Annotated in this window: 20 protein-coding genes; 16 read left to right on the forward strand and 4 right to left on the reverse strand. The window is 40.5% G+C overall.

Annotated features, from left to right (window positions below; translation table 11 throughout):
- Positions 1–9: 9 nt before the first annotated feature.
- From AC1D7X_RS19840 to AC1D7X_RS19855, 4 genes are all read left to right on the forward strand, one after another.
- Complete coding sequence (locus AC1D7X_RS19840) at positions 10–942, forward strand: peptidase U32 family protein (protein WP_495457718.1); 933 nt, start codon at positions 10–12, stop codon at positions 940–942.
- Positions 943–970: 28 nt separating this feature from the next.
- Positions 971–2,302, forward strand: coding sequence for a peptidase U32 family protein (locus tag AC1D7X_RS19845; RefSeq protein ID WP_495475982.1), 1,332 nt, complete (start codon positions 971–973; stop codon positions 2,300–2,302).
- A gap of 194 nt (positions 2,303–2,496) precedes the next feature.
- Complete coding sequence (locus tag AC1D7X_RS19850; RefSeq protein ID WP_495475983.1) at positions 2,497–4,668, forward strand: methyl-accepting chemotaxis protein; 2,172 nt, start codon at positions 2,497–2,499, stop codon at positions 4,666–4,668.
- Between the two features lie 160 nt (positions 4,669–4,828).
- Positions 4,829–6,634, forward strand: coding sequence for a peptidoglycan D,D-transpeptidase FtsI family protein (locus tag AC1D7X_RS19855; RefSeq protein ID WP_495457721.1), 1,806 nt, complete (start codon positions 4,829–4,831; stop codon positions 6,632–6,634).
- Here AC1D7X_RS19855 and AC1D7X_RS19860 read toward each other — a convergent pair.
- Positions 6,574–7,740: an AI-2E family transporter gene (locus AC1D7X_RS19860; protein WP_495457722.1), complete on the reverse strand. Its 1,167-nt coding sequence runs from the start codon at positions 7,738–7,740 to the stop codon at positions 6,574–6,576. The two genes, AC1D7X_RS19855 and AC1D7X_RS19860, sit on opposite strands and share 61 nt — an antisense overlap.
- A 172-nt stretch (positions 7,741–7,912) precedes the next feature.
- Between AC1D7X_RS19860 and AC1D7X_RS19865 the strand changes: the two genes are divergently transcribed.
- Positions 7,913–9,274 (forward strand): polysaccharide deacetylase family protein, encoded by a 1,362-nt coding sequence (locus AC1D7X_RS19865; RefSeq protein ID WP_495475984.1) that lies wholly within the window; start codon positions 7,913–7,915, stop codon positions 9,272–9,274.
- 122 nt (positions 9,275–9,396) lie between these two features.
- On the opposite strand, the gene ilvD is transcribed toward AC1D7X_RS19865, so the two are convergent.
- Both ilvD and AC1D7X_RS19875 read right to left on the reverse strand, forming a co-directional pair.
- Complete coding sequence (ilvD, locus tag AC1D7X_RS19870; RefSeq protein ID WP_495457724.1) at positions 9,397–11,082, reverse strand: dihydroxy-acid dehydratase; 1,686 nt, start codon at positions 11,080–11,082, stop codon at positions 9,397–9,399.
- A gap of 215 nt (positions 11,083–11,297) precedes the next feature.
- Positions 11,298–12,332 carry an acyltransferase family protein gene (locus AC1D7X_RS19875; protein WP_495475985.1) on the reverse strand — a complete coding sequence of 345 codons (1,035 nt, stop codon included), beginning with the start codon at positions 12,330–12,332 and terminating at the stop codon, positions 11,298–11,300.
- A gap of 319 nt (positions 12,333–12,651) precedes the next feature.
- Here AC1D7X_RS19875 and AC1D7X_RS19880 point away from each other — a divergent pair, with 319 nt between their 5' ends.
- The 4 genes from AC1D7X_RS19880 to mgrA all read left to right on the forward strand — a co-directional run bounded on the left by AC1D7X_RS19880 (position 12,652) and on the right by mgrA (position 16,150).
- Positions 12,652–13,317 (forward strand): bifunctional 2-keto-4-hydroxyglutarate aldolase/2-keto-3-deoxy-6-phosphogluconate aldolase, encoded by a 666-nt coding sequence (locus tag AC1D7X_RS19880; protein WP_495457726.1) that lies wholly within the window; start codon positions 12,652–12,654, stop codon positions 13,315–13,317.
- A gap of 132 nt (positions 13,318–13,449) precedes the next feature.
- Positions 13,450–14,220: an HAD family hydrolase gene (locus tag AC1D7X_RS19885; protein WP_495457727.1), complete on the forward strand. Its 771-nt coding sequence runs from the start codon at positions 13,450–13,452 to the stop codon at positions 14,218–14,220.
- Positions 14,221–14,266: 46 nt separating this feature from the next.
- Entirely contained in the window at positions 14,267–15,004 is a 738-nt protein-coding gene (locus tag AC1D7X_RS19890; RefSeq protein ID WP_495457728.1) for an NAD-dependent protein deacylase, read from the forward strand.
- A 135-nt stretch (positions 15,005–15,139) separates the two neighbouring features.
- Positions 15,140–16,150, forward strand: coding sequence for an L-glyceraldehyde 3-phosphate reductase (mgrA, locus tag AC1D7X_RS19895; protein WP_495475986.1), 1,011 nt, complete (start codon positions 15,140–15,142; stop codon positions 16,148–16,150).
- Between the two features lie 80 nt (positions 16,151–16,230).
- Here mgrA and AC1D7X_RS19900 read toward each other — a convergent pair whose 3' ends face one another.
- The gene (locus tag AC1D7X_RS19900) at positions 16,231–17,103 is read right to left on the reverse strand and encodes a helix-turn-helix domain-containing protein (protein WP_495457782.1); all 873 of its coding nucleotides are present in this window, start codon (positions 17,101–17,103) and stop codon (positions 16,231–16,233) included.
- Between the two features lie 210 nt (positions 17,104–17,313).
- Between AC1D7X_RS19900 and AC1D7X_RS19905 the strand changes: the two genes are divergently transcribed.
- The 7 genes from AC1D7X_RS19905 to glcT all read left to right on the forward strand — a co-directional run bounded on the left by AC1D7X_RS19905 (position 17,314) and on the right by glcT (position 25,704).
- Complete coding sequence (locus tag AC1D7X_RS19905; RefSeq protein WP_495457730.1) at positions 17,314–18,498, forward strand: galactokinase; 1,185 nt, start codon at positions 17,314–17,316, stop codon at positions 18,496–18,498.
- Between the two features lies 1 nt (position 18,499).
- The gene (gene galE / locus AC1D7X_RS19910; RefSeq protein WP_495457731.1) at positions 18,500–19,486 is read left to right on the forward strand and encodes a UDP-glucose 4-epimerase GalE; all 987 of its coding nucleotides are present in this window, start codon (positions 18,500–18,502) and stop codon (positions 19,484–19,486) included.
- An 11-nt stretch (positions 19,487–19,497) separates the two neighbouring features.
- Positions 19,498–21,087, forward strand: coding sequence for a UDP-glucose--hexose-1-phosphate uridylyltransferase (locus AC1D7X_RS19915; protein ID WP_495457732.1), 1,590 nt, complete (start codon positions 19,498–19,500; stop codon positions 21,085–21,087).
- Between the two features lie 169 nt (positions 21,088–21,256).
- Entirely contained in the window at positions 21,257–22,420 is a 1,164-nt protein-coding gene (locus AC1D7X_RS19920) for an iron-containing alcohol dehydrogenase (protein ID WP_495457733.1), read from the forward strand.
- 233 nt (positions 22,421–22,653) lie between these two features.
- Entirely contained in the window at positions 22,654–23,190 is a 537-nt protein-coding gene (locus tag AC1D7X_RS19925; RefSeq protein ID WP_495457734.1) for an NfeD family membrane protein, read from the forward strand.
- The gene (floT, locus tag AC1D7X_RS19930; protein ID WP_495457735.1) at positions 23,190–24,695 is read left to right on the forward strand and encodes a flotillin lipid rafts scaffold protein FloT; all 1,506 of its coding nucleotides are present in this window, start codon (positions 23,190–23,192) and stop codon (positions 24,693–24,695) included. Before AC1D7X_RS19925 ends, floT begins: the two co-directional genes overlap by 1 nt.
- Positions 24,696–24,846: 151 nt before the next feature.
- The gene (gene glcT, locus AC1D7X_RS19935) at positions 24,847–25,704 is read left to right on the forward strand and encodes a glucose PTS transporter transcription antiterminator GlcT (RefSeq protein WP_495457736.1); all 858 of its coding nucleotides are present in this window, start codon (positions 24,847–24,849) and stop codon (positions 25,702–25,704) included.
- The last annotated feature ends 101 nt before the right edge of the window (positions 25,705–25,805 follow it).

The following is a 25,805-nucleotide window of genomic DNA, read 5'->3' on the forward strand; positions in this document are numbered from 1 at the left end:
AGGTGCAACATGGTTAATAAACCAGAGCTTCTGGTAACAGCTGGGTCTTTAAATGAGATTCCAGCTTTAATAAACGCTGGGGCAGATGCTTTACTGATTGGAAATGATCGTTATGGGATGAGACTAGCAGGTAGTTTCTCCATGGAGGATATTCAAGAAGCTGTACAACAAGCCCATGCTCGCCAAGTAAAGGTATATGTAAGTCTTAACAATTTGATGACCAATGATCTATTAGATTCACTTCCTGATTATGTTAGAGCACTGGGAGAAGCGGGTGTTGATGCTGTTGAATTTAATGATCCATCTGTCCTCATGGCAGTTAAAAGTTATGCGCCACAGATGAATCTTCATTGGAACGCAGAAATGACAACAACGAATTATGCCACAGCCAACTATTGGGGACGCAGAGGGGCTACTCGTGTAGTATTTGCTCGAGAACTTAATATGGATGAAATTACGGAAATGAATGGTAATCTGAAGGTGGAATCTCAGGTTCAAGTTCATGGAATGACGAATATCTATCATTCTAAGCGAAGTTTAGTGGGAAGTTATATGTTACACCAAGGTAGACCTATAGAGGATGGGAATCTTGGTAAAGAACGTGGATTATTTCTTCTTGAAGCAGAAAGACCTGGTGAGAAATTCCCGATCTATGAGGATATCAATGGCACACATATTATGAGCTCCGACGATATCTGTATATTAGAGGATTTACATTTGCTGTTAGGAGCAGGTGTGAATAGTCTCAAGGTGGAAGGAATCTTGAAGCCATTAACTTATAATGAGGCCGTTGTAAGAACTTACAGACAAGTGATTGATAATTATATGGCTGATCCCGTGAATTATAGCTACCAAGAAGAGTATATGGATCAGATTCGGAAGGTTCAAGATTCTGATAGAGAATTGACTTTTGGGTTCTTTTATAAAGAACAGGTGTATTAATTACAGAACTATGTGAGGTGGAACAGTAATGGAAGTCAAGTCTCAACCGAAGTATACAGGCAAGCGATATCGTCTAGACAAGCCAGAACTTTTGGCACCAGCAGGTAACTTAGAGAAATTAAAATTTGCGGTACATTATGGTGCCGATGCAGTCTATATTGGTGGACAGAAATATGGCTTACGTTCTAATGCGGACAATTTCAGCTTTGAAGAAATGCGTGAAGGTGTTGAGTTTGCGCAAAAGTATGGAGCAAAGGTATTTGTGGCGACAAACATATATGCACATAATGAAGATCTAGAGGGTATTGAAGAATATTTGCGAAAACTTCATGAAGTAGGTATCGCAGCTATTATTACAGCAGACCCAGCGATTATTGAAATTGCACAGCGTGCTGTTCCTGATTTAGAGGTGCATTTAAGTACACAGCAATCAACGATCAATTGGCAAGCCGTGAAGTTCTGGAAAGAGGAGGGACTACCTCGTGTCGTATTAGGACGTGAAGCGAGTCTTCAGGAAATCGCTGAAATCAAACAACATGTAGATGTTGAGATTGAAGCATTTATTCACGGGGCAATGTGTTCTTCTTTTTCCGGTCGATGTGTTCTTTCTAATCATTTTACAGACCGGGATTCTAATCGAGGCGGTTGTTGCCAATCTTGTCGATGGAGTTATGATCTATTTGAAGAGGGATCTTCGAATGAAGTATGGGTCTCCGAAGAGGATGCTCAGGAACAAGAAGTTGTTGCAGATTCGAATAACGCTGTAACACATCGTCCATTATTTCAATCAGATGATAATGCCTTCTCCATGGGCTCCAAAGACTTATGTATGTTAGGGAGTATCCCAGAGCTTATTGAAGTCGGAATCGACAGCTTTAAAATTGAAGGTAGAATGAAGTCCCTCCATTATGTGGCTACAGTCGTTAATGCTTATCGTCAAGCGATCGATTCCTATATGGAAGATCCTGAACATTATGTATTGAAGCCTGAATGGGTAGAGGAAATCAACAAGGCGGCTAACCGTCCATTGAATACAGGATTTTTCTTCGATACTCCTGATCATGAAGATCATATCTATGAACCTGAAGAAAAGGCGACGCCATATGATTTCGCAGGATTAGTATTAGAATATAATGAAGAAGACGGTAAGGCGCTTATACAACAACGTAATCATTTTAAACCGGGTCAAGAGATCGAGTTCTTTGGACCTGGGGGAACATTTTTCAAACAACGTGTAGATACGATCTGGGATGAGAAGGGGAACGTACTAGATGCTGCTCGCCATGCCATGCAACGTGTAATTATAAAGGTGGATCAACCAGTCCGATATTATGATATGATGCGTTGTAAGAAGAATTAATTAATTTGATATGAATGTACTAATTAGGTCCTCAGTCCGTATAGATGAGGACCTGTTTTTTGATCTATTTACCATAAATCAAAAATCTTTCGGACTTGTGAAGGATTATAAGGGAAATTGTCGAATATTAACATTTAGCAAACGTAATCGCCTTCATGATGCGTTCTGCACTACATACTGGTAGGTGAATATGCATGGGTTCAAATAGAGGTAAGAGGAGAAATCAAGAAACAGAAAAGTTAAGGGGATCTAAAAAGACGGAAGGGATCTTTAAGCATGGAGGAAATCCTTCGACGGATTCAAACCCTGAAGGTGAGATCTCCGGGTTAACCTGGCGACAAATAAAGAAATTAAACCCATCTAAATCCGTGGGACTCAAACTATTTTTTATCTTTTTTACAGCTATTGTAGCATTTGTGTTACTAGTAGGAATCATATCATATATGAAGGCGAAGAGTACTATTGAGGAAACGGCGGCCAACGCTAATCGGCAGACGATTATTCAAACATCCGAGAAAATGGATATTATGTTAAAACAATATGAAGATATTGCGTTGCAATTATTCTTTGATAAAGGGATGCAGACTTTAGTAGAGGAATTATCTGTACCCGGACAATCAGATTATGAATTATTTACAATTACGAGTGAAATTAATGAGAAATTGTCTAGTCAGATTATTTCAAATAGTACGATTAAAGGTCTTTTTCTAGTGCCGCATGATCCTGAGATGCGTCCGATTACAAGCGGAAGTGTTTCAACAAATGTTGATACTGTTCGTTCTGAGCCCTGGTTCGGACTGTTAAAGGAAAAGAACGCAACGAGCTGGATTCCAACGGAAAAGAGTAAGGATGGATCAACTTATTTTAAATTAGCACGCTCACTTAAGAGCACCACAGGAGCAGCTAAACAATATGTTATCGTCTTTGAGTTGAAACCTGATTTAATGGAAGAACAACTCGGGGGCGTCGATTTAGGTACTGGCGGTAAGTTACAACTGAATACAGATGAAGGTCAGATCGTTGCATCTAGTAAGAAAGACGAGGCAGGTACAAAGAGTAATCTCACACTTACGTTCGATAAGAATGTATCTTCTGGGGATACGACAATCGATCAGGCAGATACGGAAGTACTCGCTGTCTATAATACATTGAAAACTACGGGTTGGAAGCTGATCGGTACGATTCCAACTTCTGAATTGGTGAAGAATGCTAAAGGTATTCTAACGTTCACCATAGGGTCAGCCATTGGTGTGGCTATTATTGCTATTCTAATCGGTATATTGATGGTTCGTATGATTGCTCATCCACTGGTTAATCTGAGAAATCTGATGATAGCAGGTTCGAAGGGAAACCTTTATGTTCGTTCCAAACATATCTCTAAAGATGAAATTGGACAACTTTCCGAAAGCTTTAATATCATGATGGAACAAATCACGGTCTTAGTGAACCAGACAAATAATACGGCCCAAGAGGTTCTTAATACCGCTAGTGAATTGTCAGACGCTTCGAATAAAACGGCACTTTCGGCTCGTGAGATTGCTATTGCAACGGAGGAAATTGCTAATGGTGCTAGTAGTCTGGCAACCGAAGCCGAGCGTGGTAATGAACTTACGGATCATATTGCACAACAAATGCAAACGGTCATTAGCTCAAATATTGAGATGGGACAAGCAGCCAGACATGTTGATAATTCTAGTGAGTTAGGTACGAAGCAATTGAGTGATCTACTAGTTAAGACACATCAGACCGAAGATATGACACGTTCTCTAATGACCAAGGTAGATGGACTTAAGGAGACAACCTTGTCAGTTAACAAAGTTCTTGAAGTGTTACAGAATATTACGAAGCAGACCAATATTCTATCTCTAAATGCGACCATTGAAGCTGCCCGTGCGGGTGTGGCTGGTAGAGGATTTATGGTCGTAGCAGATGAAATTAGACAATTGGCCGACCAATCCAGACAATCCATTGATATGGTTGGTCAGATCACGGATCGGATTATGGGTGAAATGAATGAAACCGTAAGTGCGCTCTCAGATGCATACCCACTCTTCCAGCAGCAAATGAGCGCTGTGAAGGAAACGAATGATATATTCGTCTCCGTACAAGGTCAAATGGGTGAGTTCATCCAGCGCCTTGATTCAGTAACCTCCTCCATTGAAGGTTTGAATCAGACCCAATCGATCTTGTCGGATGCTATGTCTAACGTAAGTTCTGTCGCTGAAGAGTCCTCTGCAACGTCAGAAGAGGTTGCTTCACTCAGTAATGAACAACAGAGCATTGGTAATCAATTAGTACAATTATCTGGTAAACTAGAGAATGTATCCAATGAATTAAAAGATGCTTTATCTAAATTCACAGTCTAATTTATAAATAAAGTAAAGAGTAGGTAAGAGAAGAAGGGAATACTTAGACTCTACACGAGGCTAAGTGTTCCCTTCTTTTTTTATGCTTAACCTGTTCTGCATGGCTGTATAAGTCGTAAAGGGGACATACTAGGGAGAAAAGATCAAAAGAGGAAACCCTATGATTCTAAAACAAAAGAAACGTATTTTTTATAGTTTAATGATATTAACAGGATTAATAGTGATCTTATTCCTTCGTTTAGCGTACATTCAATTGTTTATGAGAGTAACGTTACTTCCGAAAAGTAAATATACACTTCAGGAGATGTCTATGATTCAACGGGAACGAGCTATTATGCTTGATTCAGGACGTGGAAGATTCTATGATCGCCATGGGCTGTCACTAACAGATGAAACGATTCCTGCGGTTGTATTATTTCCTGTAGATAGAAGTTCACTTCATAGTGATACGGTGAATTCGAAGATAGAGAAGATCGCTGCAATATTAGGGACAAGTGCGTTCTCTTTTCAAAAAGTATGGCATAATCTACGTGAACCTACGGTATGGCTTAGTGATAAAGGAGTAGAGCCACTGGCATTAAGTGAAATGCAGGCAAATACGATTACAAATATGAATGTGAGTGGCATAAAAGTATTACCTTTTAATAAAAGATATCATAACAACCTTTCAGGAAATCAATGGCTAGGTTATTTGACACAGTCCTCGGAGAAATCGAATCCTACGAAAGGAATGATTATGAAGCAAGGAGGAGCGGGACTAGAAAAAACATTGGAACCCCTACTAAAAGGGATTGGACCCACCACAGCTTATTATACAGTAGACGGGAGAAATCAACCGATTCAGGGCACAGGGATTCGAGTGAAGGGTCCAGACAATCCATATTATCCTTTGCGATTAATTACAACAATAGACAATCATCTTCAGCAACAAATTGAAAAGTTAACGATGCAATCGGGTATGAAACAGGGATCTGTTGTCGTATTGGATACGCATAATGCCGATGTTGTAGCCATGGTATCAGCGCCTTTCTACAATCCGCAAGCGATTCATCCAGAACAAGGAGAATGGAATAATAAAGCACTACAGGCGGTGACACCGGGGTCTATTTTTAAAACCGTTATTGCAGCTGCAGCTTTAGAGGCTGGGGTAACTTCCATACATGAGAAATTCCACTGTACAGGGCATTACGGAAAGTATGGTCTATCCTGTTGGAAAGAAGAAGGGCATGGTACGTTAACGCTTGAGCATGCTTATGCGCAATCTTGTAATGTTGTATTCGCAACGTTGGCAGAGCGGCTTACAGCAGAACAGATTCAAAGTACAGCACAAGCATTGGGATTAGGAAAAAGGGTTGGTTGGGAGGATCACGATATTCTCGGATTGTCTCAAATGAAGCCTTTTGATCATGAGGATACAGGGGTTATTATGGCCCCTTCATCTACATCCAACGATGGAGGGGTTAGAGCTCAGACGGGAATCGGACAGAGGGATGTAACGATGTCACCCTTACAAGCGGCAAACTTGGTGGTAACTCTTCTTAACAAGGGACAAGTCCAAGCACCTCGTATATTAGAACATATTTCTTATCATAATGGACAAGTGATGAAGCAACTAACTTCGCATACATATCCAAAGACAGAGAACAGTATAAAACCTGAGACTGCGAGTTTCATCATCTCTATGATGAGAAGAGTGGTTACAGAGGGAACTGGCCAATCGTTGTCTCATGTTGCATGGGAAGTAGCGGGTAAGTCTGGAACAGCTCAAGTGAAATTAAAGGGAAAACCCAAGAATAATGAATGGTTTATAGGGTATGGTCCTGTGGAACAACCTAAGTATGCTGTCGCGGTTGTTTTTGAGCAAGTTGCTCCAGATACTCAAAACAAGGCGACAGCACTTTTTGGTCAGATTATGGGTGTGTTATCATCATCGACAGGTATAACAGCTTCTGGGTCGGACGGCTGACTCATATCAAAAGGAGAGACCTCAAATTCTTCACGAGGAAGCCTAATCCAGCGCATAAGATAACCTTGCATGAGTAACTCTTTAATGAGGATCAGTAAGATCGGAGAAAGAACTAAACCAGCAACTCCGAATAAAGATAATGAAACAATCATAAATGACAACATTAAGAATGCTGAGGTTACTCCAATGGAATTACCTGCTATTTTGGGCTCCAGTAATTGTCGTGTGACTAAGATAATAATAAGTAGGACACCTAGACCGATGGCTAGACCTACATTACCTACAATCAATAAATAGATGATCCATGGAATAAAGATGACAGGCACCCCGACGAGAGGAATGATATCGAGTAAAGCACCAATGAGTGCTAAGGATAATGCATTTCCGGTACCTAATATCAATAGACCGATATATAAAATGACGAAACAAATGAAAACCATAATCATCTGTGCCTTAAGGTAGGAACCGATGGATTTGAATACATTATTTTTTAGAAATGCATATGCATTCTTAAATGTCTTAGGTGATTTGTTGCTAGCAATACGGCGCCAAGTTTGAATCTCAACACTTAAGAAGAACGCTAAAATGATCGCGATCGCAAAGTTGCCAAGGAAAGATGAGAATGTTGTAATGGCACCCACTAAATATTTAAAGAAATTTACCATTAAGTCTGAAGTGAAATCCGTTAAAAGCGTGAAATAATCATTCATTTTTTGTGTAAGATTAGGTGGTAGAAGATTGAGCTTATTATGTAAGTAATCTAATGACTGTGTGAATTCCCATTGAATAACTCTAGTGTAGTAGGGAAGCTTATCTTGTAATTGTGAGATCTGGGAGATGATAATAATTCCTACACCAAAGATAATTCCTAGAATGACGAGAACAAATAGCAAAACGGAGATGGCAGAAGACACAGCCTTGTTTAATCCTCGTTTGTTAAGAAATTTAGCTAAGGGCTCGATCATTAAAAAAATGATGAAGGACAAGAAGACAGGAGTAGCTAACTGATATAATTTGCTGAAGATAAACATGACTAAGAAAACAGTTAATGCAATTAATGCGATATCAAAGATGGTACGCCAATACTTTTTATAAAGCGGAAGCATAGTCTAGATACATCTCCTTCTACAATAGGATAAGAAAGCCTGTATTTCATTGTACACGATTTTAAAAAAAACGCCTATTCTTACCTATGTTATGATAAAATAAGAGATAGTGAATTTTTCGATTATTTATTATTGAGCATACAAAGTCAATCAGAGAAAAGTGGGGAATGATATGCAGACTTTGCTGCTTTGGTTGTTTTATATTTCTTCCTTCTATGCTTTTATCCCTGGCATGATCACCCGTGTTTTCGGGTTTAGAGTGTTCCGTAAGGGAAAGAGTGAGCGAGAGTTCGCACTTACTTTTGATGATGGACCGGATCCACACTATACTCCCCAACTACTTGATTTACTCAAAAGATACAACGCTAAGGGAACCTTTTTTGTTATAGGGAAAAATGCTGAACAACATCCAGAGTTAATTAAACGTATGTACGATGAAGGGCATCTTATTGGAATTCATAACTATATCCACAAATCTAATTGGTTTATGCGTCCTACTACTGTACGGAATCAATTCAAGAAAACGGATGAAATCATTTATGCCATAACGGGGCAGAGAGCATCTTACTATCGACCACCGTGGGGAATTGTAAACTTATTTGATTTCTCGAAACGTAATCAATTCAAAATTATTTTATGGTCATCGATGTTTGGTGATTGGCGTGAGAAGGTTGGTTCTGATAAATTAGCAAAACGGATCTTAAGTAAGCTCCAACCTGGAGAAGTCATGCTTCTTCATGATTGTGGATCAACTATGGGGGCCGACCTTAATGCACCTAAACAAATGCTAATTGCGCTTGAACAAGTTCTGATTGAAGCAGAGCATCGCCAACTACGAAGCATTCGTATTGATGAGATGATTCAGATGAAGGAGAATGCACCTGAAATGAAACTGTCTCGTAGGAAGCTAGCTGTAGTGAAACTATGGTTAATGTGGGAAGTCGTGTTTCATTTCATATTCCACCTTAAGACGGTCACACCTGCGAATCCTTTTCTACATTATCGAATGCGTTCCTATAAAGGCATGCCTCTTATTTTAGACAATGGATCAACGTTAAAGACAGGTGATTCGATTATTGAATTACATTTTGATAATGAGAAGTTATTTAACTATGGTCTGAAGTCACGTTCGACGGTTCATCTAGCTATCCAAATGATCCGTTCAATGGAGAAGGAATTACCGGATTTAGCTCATCAGTTAATGGACGATAATCAATTAAAGCAAGCTAAAGCACTGTATGGTGTAAGTATGATTAATCGAGGACCGGAGAAATTCGGTTTCAGTGTTCGGGATTTACCGGCGGGATGGTTTGCGAAGTCAACGCAGAGTTATTTGAAAATTCTAATGAGTATTATACATCCAGCAGGACAGGATCGACTTAAGGAGTCCCCTGATAAATTGGTACCCAAAATGATCATTATGCCTATAGATTATCTGAACGAACATTATGCATCTAGCGGCTCTCATCGTAATTCAAATGTAAAAGATATTCATAATAAAATAGCTGTTGAGAATAGAAATATTGGAGTTTAACACAATACGAGTCATAAAGATATTTTGTATAACTAAAGGGGTGTTCCCCAGGTCATTTCTGACTTGGAGAACACCCCTTTTCAAAATATAAGAAAGGTTAAATTTCATTTTCTCACGATACATTAAATTTTGAGTACAGCACCGGAACTTGCGTTGGTTACTAATTTAGAGTAACGAGCAAGAAGTCCTGTTTTCACTTTAGGTTCGAAGCCTTTCCAATTTGCACGACGGCGTTCAAACTCTTCGTCATCAATTTCAAGTTGAATAGTTCGATTGTTAAGATCTAGTTCAATGATATCCCCATCTTCAACGAAAGCTATAGGTCCGCCTTCAGCAGCTTCTGGTGAAATATGTCCAATACTGATTCCGCGAGATGCTCCTGAGAAACGACCATCTGTGATCAGTCCAACTTTGGCACCAAGTCCCATACCTACAATTTGGGAAGTAGGAGCAAGCATTTCTGGCATTCCTGGACCACCTTTAGGTCCTTCATAACGAATAACAACAACATTTCCTTCTTTTACTTTACCGTTAGCTATTCCGTATAGTGCTTCATCCTGGGAATCATAACAGATAGCAGGTCCTCTATGGTATCCACCTACAGATGCATCAACAGCACCTACTTTGATGATGGAACCTCCAGGAGCTAGATTTCCGAAAAGGACAGCAAGACCTCCGCGTTCGGAATGTGGATTGTCGAGAGGATGGATGACATTCTGATCTATAATCTCACAGCCCTCAACATTTTCACGTAGCGTTTTAGCAGATACCGTAATACAGTCTCCGTTGATCGCACCTGGTTTCTTTAGAAGTTCATTTATGATTGCACTTACCCCACCTGCATTATGAAGATCTTCGATATGCCAGTCAGAAGCAGGAGCTAATTTAGCTAGATGAGGGACACGATTAGCTACTTCGTTAATACGTTCAATAGGGTACTCAAGGCCAGCTTCATGTGCTAGAGCTAGTGTGTGCAATACCGTATTGGTAGAACCACCCATAGCCATATCTAGTGCGAAGGCATTGTCGAGAGCATCCATCGTTACGATATCTCTAGGCTTAATATCAAGCTTAATTAATTCCATCAATTGTGTAGCTGACTTTCTAACGAAATCCTTCCGTTCTTCAGCAACGGCAAGAATGGTTCCATTACCTGGTAGAGCAAGCCCCATTCCTTCAGCAAGACAGTTCATGGAGTTGGCTGTGAACATACCGGAACATGATCCACAAGTAGGACAACCAAATTGTTCTAGTTCTAGCAAACCTTCATCTGATAGGGTACCTGCTTGATGAGCACCAACCCCTTCAAAAACAGAGGTAAGGGAGATCGAGCGACCCGTACTGTCTTTACCAGCTTTCATAGGACCACCACTAACGAAAATGGTTGGGATATTCACGCGAAGCGCACCCATCATCATACCTGGTGTGATTTTGTCACAGTTAGGGATACAGACCATACCATCGAACCAGTGAGCGGCAACAACGGTTTCTACGGAGTCGGCGATAATATCACGGCTTGGTAGAGAGTAACGCATACCGATATGTCCCATTGCAATCCCGTCATCAACACCAATGGTATTGAATTCAAAAGGAACACCTCCGGCTTCACGGATCGCTTCTTTAACAATCTTCCCGAATTCTTGAAGGTGGATATGGCCTGGAACAATGTCAAGATATGAGTTACATACTGCTATAAATGGTTTACCGAAATCTTCTTCCTTTACGCCTGCTGCTCTCAATAAGCTGCGGTGAGGAGCACGATCAAAACCTTTCTTAATCGTATCTGAACGCATTTTCTTTGGTTGCATAATATCTAGTTCCCCCCATATAAAAAATATAATATTCACCGCTTTAACACGGTTGCTTAACAGAGTAAATGCATAAATGGTTTTTAATGAGTCTATCACAAATGACTAGGATTTTCTACAGAATGTCGAGTAAACAATAGGACACCCCCTTCAATTTCAAAAAGAAGGAGGTGTCCTAGGATTTAAAACATATGGACAAGAGGGGTACTGAAATATTATATAGATCGACGAAATGCTCGATTCTCTAAAGAGATAGCCCAGTGGATAGAAGGTTCTACCAAAGGATGTGCTGTACGGCGAACAAAGGGTTGTGACAGAAGGATGGTAAGGGCTATGGCGCTGAGAATAAGAAGGATGGCACCTCCGGTACCATGAATATGTTGGTATAATTCTGTAGTGTTAACTATTCTAATGATGAATCCATGTAATAGAAATACATATAGTGTACGACGTCCAAGGTCAGTCATACGACTCTCAAACGTGGGAATCCAAGCAAGAAAGGCTGCCGCAGAAATGAATTGAAGAATATACAGAGCTACTCGAAATATTCCAGCGTACCATTCATGATGACCAAGCTGCATAAAAGTCATATTCCCAAAAAGCCAACCTTCCGGTAAATTCAGTCCCCACAAACCGAGAATAACGAAGATACTCAACGACACAAGGGCTGCGCCGGTTCTTTTCCAACGGGTGATTAGGTTTACGAATGCTGCGAAATTAAAATGATAGCCTATAATGAAAAAGGGTAGATATACAAAAGTCCGACTGATACTGAGCCATACCCCATCAAGTTGTAAATATCCTACGAGTACACCAAGAATAAGTGAAATACCAATTTGTTGATAAGGCAACAGTCTATGCATTGCGATCGTCAATAGACGCCAAAAGATGTGACTGGCTAGAAACCAAAGCAATAAGTAGGGTGCAAAGAATGAGTGATGACTCTGTTGTACGTGAAATACGGTATAATCCAAAATGGAATAAAGACTTTGGAAAACGACATATTGTAAGCCGATTTGTGTTAATGTTCTCTGACCTGCTTCACCCATTAATCCTGATTTAGCAAAATAACCTGTAACAAGAACGAATAATGGCATATGAAAAGTCAGAATCCATAAAAATAATTGATGGAGGCCACTTATTTGATGAATTAGCGGTTCAATGGCGTTACCAACAAATACGGTAACAATTAATAGGAATCGCAAATTAAGAAAGTAAGTCTCTCCTTGTTTAAGTGACTGTGTTTCCATGTGATGCCTCCATCTCCCTATCCAAGGGTTATGTTTCTCTTATTTATCTATAATTTAAAATTACTATTTCTGAATAGGTTATATTGTGATAATAATCACAATTGTAAACGCTATCATCTCCTACAATTGTGTCTAAATATTGAAATGAATCGTTGTTATAGGCATTGACAACTCTTGATCAAAGGTCAACAATAAGAAGAGGTTATAATACCATCATTATATGTTATTGGTTTCTCGGAGTTACTTGAGTTTTCAGTTGTTACTCATCATTTTTTTTGGAAGCGCTATCAAACTAAAGACTTAAGGGGCTGTTGGTGTAGTGAAGAAAATTCAACTTATTCAAAAAATAATAGATTGTGGGGTTGTTGCAGTACTTCGTGGAGATTCACCCGATCAGGTTGTGGCAATGGCAGAAGAAGCTATTGCTGGAGGAATCAAAGTGATTGAGATTACGATGACCGTACCTCGAGCATTACAGGCAATCGAGAAGCTTAGTCGGGTATATCGCTGGAATACGTCAGATCCCTCGAAATTTGCTATTATCGGTGCGGGTACTGTACTTGAGCCTCATACAGCACGATCTGCGATGCTCTCAGGTGCTGAATTTGTTGTTTCACCATCCTTGAATCCGGATACGATTAAGATGTGCAATTTGTATCGTATACCTGTCATACCTGGACTAATGACACTAGTTGATGTGCAACAAGCCTTAGAACTAGGTGTGGATATTGTGAAATTGTTCCCTGGTAATCTATTTGATCCTTCTATCATCAAAACGATGAAAGCGCCGATGCCTCAAGCTAACTTTATGCCGTCTGGGGGGGTGACCATCTCGAATCTGGGGGAATGGGTTAAGGGAGGCGCAGTAGCAGTGAGTATTGGGTCTGACCTAACAGCAGAAGCAGTTAAGACCGGTGATATGACCAATGTACGTAGAAGAGCGGAGCAATATATGGAAGCATATCATCTTGCGACAGGAAATTAAATAAACTACATATTTGTCTAAGATGTATATATAATAAAGACACACAACAGTCTGCCGCCCTTAAGGATGCAGGCTATTGTTGTATCAATTGTGATATATAGGTTACATACTAGTTACTAGGGAGGCGTTACGTTGGCTATACTGCAAGCAGGTCAATATAATGTACCTTGCCAAGCTATTTTATTTGATAAAGATGGTACGTTGTTCCAATTTATGATGTTATGGGGGGATTGGGCAGACTCTGTATTGAATAGATTAGAGGAGAAACTAACGCTTATCGGAGATGGATTTACGGGCTCTAAAGCTGCAGTCTTCGGTACTCAGCATGATTCACAAGGGCGAATAATTGGTTATGACCTTGAAGGGCCACTAGCCATGGCTACAGTAGAAGAAACCAATGGTATTCTGGCTTGGCAGTTATATGCAGCGGGTGTTCCTTGGAATGAGGCACTTGTTGAAGCTATTGAGATTAGTAAGAATGCTATGTTGGATGTAAGAGAGAATAAACCCGTGATTCCTATGCCAGGGTTATTAGATTTCTTACAGAAATGCCAAGCAACATCTATTCGATTGGGTGTCGTAACATCAGATGAGACATCATCAACGATTGAACAATTAGGTTGGGCAGAGATCAGTCATTATTTTCAGGTGATTATTGGACGTGATCAGGTTCGTCTAGGAAAGCCGCATCCAGAAATGGTAGAAAGAGCATCTCATATTCTAGGTATTGAACCACAGCATATTGTAGTTATTGGTGATACGAATGCCGATATGCAAATGGCCAAACAAGCAGGAGTGAAGCTCGCCATAGGAATATCTTCTTCAGGTGAAGAGATGGAATGTTCGCTAGGTGCAGATGTAATGATCTCACATTATGAAGAACTTAAGATAAAACAAGAATGATGAAATAGCGGTATAACATAGTTGAATCATATGGAGGTGTTAGAGCATGCAAAAGATCGAAACGTTAGCCTCTTGGATTCAAGAGAGCAATCAAATTGTGTTCTTTGGGGGTGCAGGAACCTCAACAGAAAGTGGAATTCCTGATTTTCGTTCAGCAGCAGGACTGTACCAGAATGAACAACATTCACCTTATCCACCCGAAGTGATGCTTAGTCATCATTTTTTTGTCGAGCATCCCGAAGTGTTCTTTGATTTCTATCGGAGCAAGATGATTCATGAACGTGCACAACCTAATGCTTGTCACACGGTACTGGCTAATCTCGAGAAACAGGGGAAATTGAAGGCCATAGTTACGCAGAATATTGATGGTCTACATCAATTGGCAGGAAGTACTAACGTCTTAGAGTTACATGGATCTATTCATCGTAATTATTGTATGGGTTGTTCCCATTATTATGGGTTGGATACTATTATTAAAAGTAAAGATATCGTACCACGCTGTCCTTCCTGTGGCGCCGTCATTAAGCCGGATGTTGTCCTGTATGAAGAAGCGTTGGATCAGCAAATCCTATATCGTTCGATGGATGCCATTGCTTCAGCAGATTTACTTATTATTGGTGGAACTTCGTTGACGGTACAGCCTGCTGCGCACCTAGTCTCCTACTTTCAAGGCAGTCGAACTGTACTTCTTAACGCGGATCCGACATTTTATGATGAACAAGCAGACTTACTTATTTCGGACCGTATTGCGGAAGTCATGACAAAAGTGAAACATTTTCTTTAACCTATGAACGAACATTATTGGGAATCGCATGCGATTTGCAAACGGTTTCTTGCTAAGAATGCTGTAAAAGAATTATGATGTTTACTATAACTTTTATACTTGCTTATTTTTATAATAGAGAGGCGGATGGAATGGATGGTATATATCGCAAATGAAGAACGTTATGGGACGATGAAATATAACCGTTGTGGTCGTTCTGGACTCAAGCTTCCTGCGGTTTCTCTAGGCTTATGGCACAATTTCGGTGGTATTAATACGTTGGAGAATTCTCGCAATATGATCAGAAGATCTTTCGATCTAGGAATTACGCATTTCGACTTGGCTAATAATTATGGTCCGCCTGCAGGTTCTGCGGAAGAAACGTTTGGACAGATATTAGCGCAAGATCTTAAACCTTACCGTGATGAGTTGATTATATCTTCTAAAGCAGGGTATTACATGTGGCCTGGACCTTATGGAGAGTGGGGATCACGCAAGAATCTAGTATCTAGTCTAGATCAGTCATTGAAACGGATGAATTTGGATTACGTGGATATTTTCTATTCTCATCGCTTTGATCCTGAGACTCCTTTGGAAGAAACAATGATGGCGTTGGATCATATCGTTCGTTCTGGTAAGGCCCTTTATGTAGGTATATCTAATTATTCGGCTGAGCAGACCACAGAAGCGATTACCATTCTAAAACAATTGGGTACCCCACTATTCATTCACCAACCAAGTTATTCCATGCTGAATCGTTGGATCGAGAATGGATTGCAGGATGTATTAGCGGAGCAAGGTGTTGGCAGTATTGCATTTACACCTCTTGCTCAAGGTATTCTAACGAATAAATATTTGAATGGTATTCCAGAGGATTCACGTGCGGCTAGTACTTCAGTCTTCTTGAATGAAGGTAATATTACACCAGAAGCATTACGCAAGGTACGCGCGCTTAATCAATTAGCAGCTGCTAGAGGACAAAGTCTAGCTCAACTTGCATTATCATGGGTTCTTCGGGGTAACAAAGTAACATCTGTCCTAATTGGAGCTAGTCGTGTCAGCCAAATTGAGGATAATGTCGCAGCATTAAATAATCTAGATTTCACGCAAGAAGAATTGGATCGCATCGAGACGATTCTTAAAACAGAGAACGAAATGAATATCTGATAATAAAAAAATGTCAATGCCTGCTAATTCTATTTAAGAAGAAGCAGGCATTTTCTGTTAATATGGATATAACCTCTTAACTAATTGGAACCTTCAGGACTTCGACTCGTCTGATGACGATAGGTACTAGGTGACATATTACAGAATCGTTTGAACTGGCGTGAGAAATAAAGGGCGTCTGTTAGACCAACAGATGAGGCAATTTGTTCAACGGACAGTTCAGGGCGTTCCCGTAACAGTTGGCGTGATTTATCAATCCGTAGTTTTAATAAATAGGTAACAGGGGATAGACCCGTTTCTTTCTTGAAAATGCGTGAAAGGTATGCCCGATTGTAACCTAAGCTGTCACACATTTGTTCAATGGATACGGGATGGGCAAATTGTGTAGACATATAGAGGATCATTTGCTTCACGGTTCTTTGCACCTGGGATTCTGTGCCTGTCAGTCGTGATTGGTTCGAGAGTACATCTTGTGCTTCTGCTAGAATGAGATAAAGATAACCAAGAGAGGTCATATGCGCACTTTCTTTTTTGGTATAGAAGGCTTCTTGCATGTGAGAAATGGCTGAAGGAATCATAGGGTTTGTCTTCATGGATGTAAAAACGGAATGATTCGTTACAAATCCAGCTTCATTCACTCTATTCTCGGCTTCTTGGCCTATAAAAGCTACCCAACGATAACACCATGGTTCCTCTGGATCGGAGACATAACTAACTAATTGTCCAGGGTGAATAAGGAAACAAGAGTGCTCGCCCAATTCATAAGTATGATGCTCGGTACGAAAAGTGCCCTTACCACGTTCAACGAAATGTAATAAATAATAGTCATAAATTTTGGGACCCAAAGCATGTAACGGATCGGTCTGGCTCTCACCAGCAAAAAGGACATGCAGTGAAGTTCCATCATGGTAGACGGGGTTAGCGGCTACGGAATAGGTTGAATGATGAGACATGAGAGATACATTCCTATCTTTGTAAAAGTTTTTGAAATATTGAAAAAGAATGGCATTGCCATTTCTACTTGTGTGAACTCTTGAACTCATTATAAATCCAAAGGTCACATTTATCCATATAGAGCACACATGATTACATTATCATAGTTAGAGGTTTCTTATATACTAGAGCTAAGGAACAAAGATATTGAGAGGATAGGTGTAAAGCATATGAGCACGCAAACAGTAGATTTCAAACAAAATTTTATTAGTAAATTCGGAGAGTCCCAACATGATGAACATGTGTTTAATGCACCAGGTCGAGTGAATCTGATTGGAGAACATATAGATTATAATGGTGGGTATGTACTGCCGGCAGCACTTGAGTTCGGTACGACACTTATTATTCGGGAAAGAGATGATCATAAGCTTCATTTCGCTTCTACAAACATTCCATTTGAGGCGACGCTTGAAATAAAAGAAATAGGTACAAAAAAGACAGGTGAGTGGGTGGATTATCCTATCGGTGTCATTGTAGAGTTGAATAAGATCGGCTGCAAATTGACGAAGGGATATGACCTTTACTTCCAAGGGGAAATTCCAAATGGCGCAGGACTATCATCTTCTGCTTCCATTGAAGTAGTGACGGCGTACGCTTTGCTAACATTGGAAGGCAAAGAGACGGACACGGTTGAAATCGCACGTCTATCCCAGAGAGCTGAGAATCAGTATGTTGGTGTAAACTCTGGAATTATGGATCAATTTGCAGTAGCCAATGGTAAACAAGATCATGCAATTCTATTGATGTGCGATACATTGGAGTATAAACACGTACCTTTCCGTACTGGATCATACAAGTTAGTCATCGGTAATACGAATAAACGTAGAGGGCTAGTCGATTCTGCTTACAATGAACGTCGTCAACAATGTGAGGTTGCATTGGAGATTCTGAAGAAAGAAGTTCCAGCGTTAAATTATCTAGCACAATTAAAACCAGATCAACTTGATACGCTTCAAGTTCATATTCAAGATGAGACGGTTAGACGCCGTACTCAGCATGTCGTTGAAGAGAATCAACGTGTGCTTGATTCCGTGGAAGCTCTAACGAATCATGACTTAGAGAAATTTGGTCAATTGATGAACCAATCGCATGATTCATTGCGTGATCTATATGAAGTGAGCTGTGTGGAACTAGATGTTATGGTTGAAGAAGCACAACGGATTTCTGGTACACTTGGTGCACGGATGACGGGAGCAGGATTTGGTGGTTGTACCGTATCACTCGTACACGAAGATTCTGTTGAACAATTCGTGCAACAGGTTGGCGATAACTATAGTGCAAGAACCGGATTAAAGGGTGAATTCTATGTATGTGGCGTTGGCGATGGCGTAAAAGAGATGAAGGAGGAGATGTAACATGGCAATCTTAGTAACAGGTGGAGCGGGGTATATTGGTTCACACACCGTGGCGGCATTACTTGATCTTGGGGAAGAAGTTGTGGTCATCGACAATCTACAGACTGGACATCGTGAGGCTTTGCTTGGCGGCAAGCTGTATGAAGGTGATCTGCGAGATAAAGAATTACTAGCGAAGTTATTTAGTGAGAATGAAATTGATGCAGTTATTCATTTTGCGGCCAATTCTCTTGTAGGAGAAAGCATGCAAAACCCAGTGAAGTATTATGACAACAATGTATTCGGTACATTATGTCTGCTTGAAGCTATGGATGCGGCTAATGTTCGTAAAATTGTTTTCTCTTCTACGGCAGCAACCTATGGTGAACCTGAGAAGGTACCTATTGTCGAAGGTGATCGTACGGAGCCTACCAATGTGTATGGAGAGACCAAGTTGATGATGGAACGTATGATGTCATGGTTCGATAAAGTATTGGGCATTAAGTATGTGGCTCTACGTTACTTTAATGCAGCAGGAGCACATGCTAGCGGTCGAATTGGTGAAGATCACCGCCCAGAAAGTCATCTTATCCCGTTGGTATTACAAGCAGCTTTGAAACAAAGAGCTAACATTGCTGTATTCGGTGAAGACTATCCTACAGCAGACGGAACTTGTGTCCGTGACTACATTCACGTAAGTGATCTGGCTGACGCACATTATCGCGCAGTAAATTATTTGAGAAACGGGAATGAGAGCAACGTGTTTAATCTAGGGAATGGCCAAGGATTCTCTGTTAAAGAAGTCATTGAAACCGCGAAGAAAGTAACAGGTCTTGATATTCCAGTTGTGATGCAAGAACGTCGCGCAGGTGATCCTGCCACATTGGTAGCTTCTTCGGATAAGGCACGTACTGTTCTTGGTTGGAATCCGTCACATGATCGTCTAGAGAATATTATTCAAAGTGCATGGAGTTGGCATCAGTCTCATCCAGCAGGTTACGGAGAATAAGGGGGATGGACATGAATATCGCAACAACAAGAACGCTTGAACAAGATGCAGCATTACATGCGATTGAAAGGTTAGTTCGCTTTGCTCTCGATCACCTACTAATTAGAGAAGAAGATATTGATTACAGCCGTAATATGCTTATGGACCTCTTCCAATTCAGTGAACCTTTCGCGGGAGAAACAGATCATACAAGACAAGATAGTCCTCAAGAAATGATTGATACACTGATTAATTATGGATTTCAGATTGGGTTAATTCCTGAGAATAGTGATACGTATCGAGATTTGTTAGATTCCAAAATCATGGGGCTTCTAATGGCTCGTCCCTCAGAAGTGGTGGATATGTTTCAAGCTACGCTAGAGAAGCAAGGAATTGAAGCGGCTACGCAACACTTCTATCAAATGAATATTGATTCTAATTATATTCGAATGGACCGCGTATCCAAGAATGTCTATTGGAAGCAACCGACGGCTTATGGCGATATTGAAATGACCATTAACTTGTCTAAACCAGAGAAGAATCCCAAAGAGATTGCGATGGCGAAGTTGCTACCCCCTCCAATCTACCCTAAGTGTCAATTATGTCGTGAAAATGTAGGCTATGCAGGACGGATTAACCATCCATCACGTCAGAATTTACGGGTTATTCCGCTAGTCATGAATGATGAGCCTTGGTTGTTCCAATACTCACCATACGTATATTATAATGAGCACTGTATCGTATTGCATCGTGATCACGTACCTATGAAATTGACTAAGGATACGTTAAAAAGACTTTTGTCTTTCGTAGATGTCATCCCACATTATTTCATTGGATCCAATGCTGATTTACCTATTGTCGGAGGCTCAATATTGACTCACGATCATTTCCAAGGTGGTCGTCATACATTCCCGATTCAGAATGCTCCTAAAGAAGCCATATTTACACATCATGAGTATCCTGGCGTTACGGTTAGTATTGTAAAATGGCCGATGTCGGTATTACGTATGACTTCACACGATAGTCAGGTTCTACTCGAATGTGCGAATAACATTTATGAATCTTGGAAGCAATATAGTGATCCGGAAGTAGATATTCTGGCATTTACTAAGAATGAGTCCGGTGAAGATGTGCCACATAACACCGTGACACCGATCGTGCATCGTACCGAAGATGGCGCATATGAGATGGATCTTGTATTGCGTAATAATCGTACTAGTGAGCAGTATCCTGACGGCATATTCCATCCGCATCCTGAGATGCATCACATCAAGAAAGAGAATATTGGATTAATTGAAGTGATGGGGTTGGCTATACTTCCGGGTAGACTGAAGGAAGAGTTGGATCTCGTAGCAGATATACTTAGTGGTGATGATCAGCTTCTTGCTTCGGTTGTTGCAGGCGAACTCCCTGCACTAAGTAATCATCTTGCCTGGATTACAACATTGATCAAGGGACATGGCACGCAATGGAGTAAAGAAGAAGCTATTGAGCTTATTCAACATCAGGTTGGCGATAAGTTTGTAGAGATTCTAGGTCATGCGGGTGTCTATAAGCGAACAGAAGCTGGACAGCAAGCATTTAAGCTATTCCTACAGCATTTGGGATATACTGAATTATAATCAAATATAATGTGTAATAGCGACCGTTCTTCCTCTTTGAGGGAGGGCGGTTTGTTCATTGATCGGGAAAGGTCTATACTATTAGGAGGATGAGATGAACCCGTTGTGATTGGGGTTGCACATCTATTTGGTATGAATAAAGAAATTTCAAACGGAGGCGAATGACTTAATGATAGCATTTGAATTTAATAATCCTACCAAGCTAATCTTCGGAAGAGGGAAACTTGATGCACTAAAAACGGAAGTACCTAAATACGGATCTAAAGTATTGTTCTTATATGGTGGTGGCAGTATTAAGCGTAGTGGTCTTTATGACAATGTTATGGCATTGTTGAAAGAAATTGGAGCAGAAGTTACAGAACTAGGTGGAGTAGAACCTAATCCACGCTTGTCTACAGTACACAAAGGTGTAGATCTATGTACATCGAACGGCATCGATCTCATTCTGGCTGTTGGTGGGGGAAGTGTTCTTGACTGCGCCAAAGCGATTGCTGTAGGTGCGAAATATGATGGAGATATGTGGGATTTCGTAGAGCGCAAAGCTGTGCCTCAAGCAGCCCTTCCTTTAGGAACGGTATTAACGATGGCGGCAACCGGGTCCGAAATGAATGGTGGCTCTGTCATAACGAATGAAGTGACACAAGAGAAAATGGGATGGGGTAGCCCACATGCTTTTCCAACATTCTCCATCCTAGATCCAGCACATACCTTTTCACTTCCTAAAGATCAGACCGTGTATGGTATGGTAGATATGATGTCTCACGTATTAGAGCATTATTTTCATGCAGAGAGTAATACTCCTGTGCAGGATGGCTTCTGTGAGACCATTCTTCGTACGGTCATCGAGACAGCTCCGAAGCTTATCGATGATTTGGAGAACTTTGAATATCGCGCAACCATTATGTACTGTGGCACAATGGCGTTAAATGGTATTTTGAATATGGGTATGAATGGAGACTGGGCTACTCATAACATCGAACACGCTGTATCAGCAGTATATGATATTCCACATGGTGGAGGACTAGCCATTCTGTTCCCGAATTGGATGAAGTATAATCAGAAAGTCGATATTGCGCGCTTCAAACGATTGGCTATTCATGTATTTGATATTGATCCATCAGGGAAAAGTGATGAGCAAGTTGGAATCGAAGGAATTGAGGCATTACGTGCATTCTGGAATTCCATCGGTGCACCTAGTCGTCTAGCGGATTATGATATTGATGCGAGCCAGATTGATAATATGGCTGAAAAGACAACACGTTTTGGTCCATTCGGTAATTTCAATAAATTGAATAAAGAAGATGTCGTTGAAATTTATAACATGTCACTTTAATTGTTGAATTTAATGAACAGTTAGAGATAAATAATACTGAATAATAAAGGGGACTACCCCACAGGTCAAGGCTATGACCCTGTGGAGTAGTCCCTTTTTTTGCATTGGTGAATTATCCTAAATAATCACTGATAGATTATAATGATTCCAACAAAGGTAATATTTGAAACAATAGTTTGATTTATACGTATAAGTTAACATAGACATAAAGATATCGACAGGAGGGCTGTAAGATGGAGGCGCTTTATCTAGGTTGTCTAGCGGGAGGAGTGCTATTTGCCTTAGTAAGTGTAATATTCGGGGACGTATTAAGTAACGCACTAGATGGTGTTCTGGATTTTTTATCGGTAGATATTCTAAAGCCTATGGTGATAGCGAGTGCGATCACGGTATTTGGAGGAGCGGGTATTCTAATTACCCGATATTCTGGCTTAACTGCCATACCAAATTTATTATTATCTATACTGATCGCCGTGCTCATCTCGGTCCTCGTGTACTTTCTGTATGTTAAACCAATGGAAAACACGGAAAACTCTACTGGATACTCCATACATGATCTGGTTGGAAGAATTGGAGAAATTACAATAACTCTTCCTGGGCTAGGTTATGGTGAAGTGATGGTAAAGGTCGGAGCGGGGAACGTGTTACATATCGCTTCGAGCCTCGAACAACGTGTATTAACTGCAGGAACTCGTGTCGTTATTGTGGATGAAGTGGATGGGGTATTACTTGTTACAGAATTTGAAGAGAATAGAGGAGATGAAGCTTGATGGAATCAATACCTGATTATTTGGTTATACCTGCTATCGTGATTGGCGTAATTATTGTGCTTGGTTTGGCATTTTGGGCTCGTTATAAGACAGTAGGACCGGATGAAGCGATGATCGTTACGGGTTCATTCTTGGGAAATCGCAATATCTCAGAGGAGGATGGACGTAGAATTAAGATCGTTCGTGGAGGGGGCGCATTCATTCTTCCTGTATTCCAACAATCGCAATTTATTTCACTTCTTTCTCATAAACTGGATGTCTCAACTCCTGAAGTTTACACCGAGCAAGGTGTGCCCGTTATGGCAGATGGTGTAGCTATCATCAAGGTCGGAGGATCCATTGAAGATGTCGTAACGGCATCTGAACAATTCATTGGAAAACCAGTTGAGTCACTTCGAAGTGAAGCGCAAGAAGTATTGGAAGGTCACCTTCGAGCGATTCTTGGTATGATGACCGTAGAAGAAGTCTACAAGAACCGAGACAAATTTGCGCAAGAAGTTCAAGGCGTAGCTGCAAGAGATCTTAAGAAAATGGGCCTACAAATTGTCTCTTTTACAATTAAAGATTTACGGGATAAGCACGGATACTTAGAAGCATTAGGAAAACCACGTATTGCTACTGTTAAGCGTGACGCAGAGATTGCAGAAGCGGATGCTGTCCGGGATGCACGGATTCAGAAGGCCAATGCAGAAGAGCAAGGTCAGAAAGCAGAACTACTGAGAGATACGAATATTGCTGAAGCATCGAAGGAGAAGGAATTAAAGGTAGCATCCTTTAAGAAAGAGCAAGATACAGCGAAGGCTGAGGCAGACCAAGCCTATCATATTCAGGAAGCGCGTGCGAAACAGATTGTGGTAGAAGAGCAAATGCAAGTTGAGATTGTCCGCAAAAATCGTGAAGTTGACTTGCAAGAAAAAGAAATTCTAGTTCGTCAGTTACAATATGATGCTGAGGTGAAGAAAAAGGCAGATGCGGATCGTTATTCCGTGGAGGTTGGAGCAGAAGCTGATAAAGCACGCAGAATGCTTGAAGCAGATGCACTGCAATACTCAATCGAGACACAGGCCCAAGCCTCCGCATCACAGAAACGATTGGATGGTCAAGCAATGGCTGATTCAGAACGTGCTAGAGGGACTGCGGATGCAGATGTTATCCGTCTGCGTGGACTTGCTGAAGCCGAAGCGAAAGAGAAATTAGCAGATGCATTCCAGAAGTACGGAGAGGCTGCCATTCTTGATATTGTGACGAAGATGCTTCCTGAATTAGCAGGGAAAATCGCACAGCCACTCGCTTCAATTGACAACTTGACTGTTGTAGATACGGGTAAAGGTGAAGGTGCAGCTCGTGTTAGTAATTATGTCACAGAATTGATGGCTACAGCACCTGCTATGCTAAAGAATGTATCCGGTATTGATGTTGAGAATTTAATCAAAGGATTCACTCAAAGAGAAGCGGTCAACAAACCAGCTATTGCCATTGTAGAGGACCTAGAACCGAAGGAATAGGCGTTGGTATTTAATTTCATATGCACAAGCTCCGGTAGCGATTACCGGAGCTTGTGTTATAATTAGAACTAACTAATCACATTCTATTGACGAATACAACCTTGTTTGTTATTATATATGACTTTGAGGGGTTATTAACGAGGTGCAAACGATGAGTAAAATACAAGTATTCAAAGTACTAAATAATAATGTTATCATTGCAAACCATCCTAAATATCAGGAAGTAGTTGTTATCGGTAAAGGTATTGGGTTTAACAGTAAAGTTGGCGATGATTTGCCACTCACATCTGTTGAGAAAATGTTTATTTTGACGAATCAACAAGAACAAGAACAATATAAACAATTAATTCCACAGGTCGCTGAGAACCTTATAGAAATCGTCAATGAAGGTATTATATATATTATGGAGCATAGCAAGCTTCCGTTGAATGAGCATATTCAGATTGCTTTGACAGATCATATTTCTTTTGCGCTCAAGCGTTATAATCAGGGGATTATGCTACATAATCCATTTCTATTTGAGACGAAAGAAATGTATCCTGAAGAATATGAAATGGCGGAATATGTGGTTGATTTAATTCGTAAGGGTTTTCATGTTGACCTCGAACAAGATGAGGTCGGTTTCGTGGCATTACATATTCACAGTGCTTTGACCAACCAACATATTACAGAGGTTAAGAAACATTCAGAACTCGTTGCTTATTTAGTTGAACTGGTGGAAGAAAATATGAACTATCAGATTCCGCGAAATTCATTGGACTATTCGAGACTATTAACGCACTTACGATTTGCTCTAGAAAGAGTACGTAGCGGACAGATTGAGAAACAGATTAGTTCACTGGATAAGCTGCTACATCAAGAGTACCCAGAGTTATATTCTTTGGCATGGAAGATGACCAAGATTATGGAACAGAAACTTCATATGCCTGTATCACCATCTGAAGTAAGTTATCTAACAGTACACCTTCAAAGACTCGATGAGAAGAAAAAAGAGGAAGTTAATAAATAAGCTTGAAAAGATAAAATAAAGATGCTAGTATACTATTCGTAGTTAACGATAAATGAATATGTATTTTACGTGTTACTGATTCGATCAGGCATGAGTTTATT

Source organism: Paenibacillus sp. Y568, from assembly GCF_059445545.1.